The following is a 2,646-nucleotide window of genomic DNA, read 5'->3' on the forward strand; positions in this document are numbered from 1 at the left end:
AAACCGTCGTCACCGAGTTTGAACGGGACTTACCCGATTTAGGAACTCTGCCCCTGAATGAGTTTCCCGTCGGCGGCGATAAACAGGTGGCCACCACCGCCATGGGGGAACTCGTCGGCTATGTGGGTAAACAGGACCCCGATTTCGTCGTCACCAACGCCGACGGAAATGCGGCCTCAGGGATTAACAATATCAATATTGCCCTCAACATCATTCACCCCACCCCCGACGACACCTATTTTCAAAAGCCGGGGGGTCAAGTCTATGAACCCCTCAGCGAAGACGCTTGTGCTGGCTTAGCCGCCGGACAAGCCCTATTTGGCGGACGGACCCTGTGGTGTTCCTATGAGTCCTTTGTGGTGAATGGTCTCCCCATTTGGCAAACCGTGACCCAAGCCATGGCAGAATTGCGCCGTCCCACCCCAGCCACGATTACCCTATTTACGGCGGGGGCCTTGGAACAGGGACGTAATGGCTGGACCCACCAACGGCCTGAGATTGAAAACTATTTTGCCGCCATGATGCGCAATGGCAACGTGTTCCCCCTCTTCCCGGTGGATGCTAATAGTATTCAAGCCTGTTATGAGTGGGCTGTGGGACAGAAGAATAAAGGGATTACCATTACCGCCAGTAAGTCCCCCCTCCCGATTCGCACCACCTTCGCCCAAACCCGTCAGGCGTTGCAGGATGGGGCGGTGGTCTTGCAAGAGACTCCCGGCGAGAAAACGGTGGTCTTTGCGGTGTTGGGGGATATGGTCCTGTTGCCGGTGGTTGAAGCGGCCCAACAGTTGCAAGAGCAAGGCATTGGCAGCAAAATTGTGGCGGTGGTGAGTCCCCGCCGTCTCTATCGCTCCTCCGATGTGGCTTGGGAGATGTCGAGTCAGAAGGATGGCGGTTTCGTCGATGATGCCAGTTTTGCCCAAATGTTTGACGGCGATGCTCTGTTGGCGGTCACAGGCGGGTCTAGTGCCATGTTGGAACCGGTGATGTTACGCAGTAATAGCCCTCGGGATGTGTTTGCCTGGAAACGGGGTGACACGGCAGCCAGTGCGGGTGCGGTGATGGCGATTAATGGCATTACCTCGGAGAATTTGGCGAAACGGGCTGCGGAGTTGCTGGGTTAAGGTTCAGGTCACTCTCGGGTGAGTTGGGGGTATCTCCACTCACCCGTCTGGGAGGGACGGGGTTGGCGGCGTCTGGAGGGGGCTATGTTAGACTCAGAGCAGTTCATTTTTCCCTCACTGTGATGTCTGCTTCCCTCTCTGACTTGTCGCAGACGGCTGCTGATACGGTTTCGGCTGACGAGATTGTGTTTCCTCCCAGTGACCTCCCCAGTGATGAGCCTCCCTTGGAAAGTTCTCTACATCTTCAACAACTCCTGCTTTTGATCAGTTGTCTTAACTGGGTTTGGAGAGACCGTCAGGATTATTTCTGTGCGGGGAATCTCACGGTGTACTATAGTCCCCGTCAGTTGAAATCGGAATTGTTCCGAGGTCCCGATTTCTTTGTGGTGCGTGATACGTCTAACCAGCCTCGCCGCAGTTGGGTGGTTTGGGAGGAAAATGGGAAATATCCTAATCTGATTATTGAACTTTTATCGGACAGCACGGCAAACAGCGATCGCGGACTCAAGAAACAGATTTATCAAGATATTTTTAGAACCCCGGATTATTTTTGGTTCGACCCTCAAAGTTTGGAGTTTCAAGGGTTTCATTTACTCGATGGCCTCTATCATCCTCTCGAAGCGAATGAGTCGGGATGGCGTTGGAGTCAGCAGTTGGGGTTATATTTAGGGGTGCATGAGGAGCGTTTGCGCTTTTTTACTCCCCAGGGAACTCTGGTTCCCACGCCGGAAGAGGCGGCGGAGAGTGAACGTCAAATCAATGTCAAACTGAGGGCTAAGCTAGAGGAATTGGGAATCGACCCAGAACAACTCTAATTGAATGAGTAACGAGGGGTCTTCTGGATCGAGGGTGGGGTTTGTTGCATGGCATACAAAATTGTAGGGGCGAAAAATTTTTCGCCCCTACGGCAACCGGTGTAATCTGCCATAAATTTTCCTTATCACCTTAAACCCAGAAGACCCGTAACGAGAACCCGCCCATTAAGAGACCGAGTTTCTCCAAGAAACCCGGTCTCTGACTTTGAGGCCAATCAGTCAACCCCTCAGCGTCTTGATGGCTGTTCAGGATATCGAGTGAGATTGGTTGCATGGAACACCAGATTGTAGGGGCGAACGGCGTTCAATGGGGTGCATCTCAGTTAGGAGAGTGAGTCAATCTACTCAATGATAGTTTCCCTTTGCCTTTTTCCCCCTTGCCATCCCTGAAAACCCTAGCTAAACTTAAAGGATGTTCAAACTGACGCCGGAATGATGAGCCTCAGTCTAAATCCTATTCGGAGTATCGATAAAACCTGGGTTCCGGCCACCTGGGATGAGTACCTGCGTGCCTTAAAAAACTCCTCCCAGGTCAAGTCCAAGGGCTATTATACTCATGGACGAATGCAAGTCGATATGCAACTCCCCATCAGCTTCGATCATGGTAATACCCATGGAATTATCGCCTTAGCCATCAATCTTTATGGCATCCTAAAAGGGATTCCTTTCACGGTGTTAGATAACTGTTCCTTCCGCAAAACCGCAGA

General features: G+C 52.0%; 1 protein-coding gene and 2 pseudogenes. All 3 read left to right on the plus strand.

The features are described 5' to 3' along the window. A pseudogene (locus tag R6U67_RS06610) lies at positions 1–1,124 on the plus strand (phosphoketolase); the annotation flags it as partial. 122 nt (positions 1,125–1,246) lie between these two features. Continuing rightward, positions 1,247–1,939 (plus strand): Uma2 family endonuclease, encoded by a 693-nt coding sequence (locus R6U67_RS06615; RefSeq protein ID WP_410251807.1) that lies wholly within the window; start codon positions 1,247–1,249, stop codon positions 1,937–1,939. A gap of 432 nt (positions 1,940–2,371) precedes the next feature. Then, a pseudogene (locus R6U67_RS06620) lies at positions 2,372–2,646 on the plus strand (Uma2 family endonuclease); the annotation flags it as partial.

The sequence above is a fragment of the Sodalinema sp. genome (genome assembly GCF_046483825.1).
Lineage (GTDB): Bacteria > Cyanobacteriota > Cyanobacteriia > Cyanobacteriales > Geitlerinemataceae > Sodalinema.

Excerpts from the sequence above, each read along its gene's own strand:
- R6U67_RS06615 (WP_410251807.1), top strand. The coding sequence starts at position 1,247 with ATGTCTGCTTCCCTCTCTGACTTGTCGCAGACGGCTGCTGATACGGTT.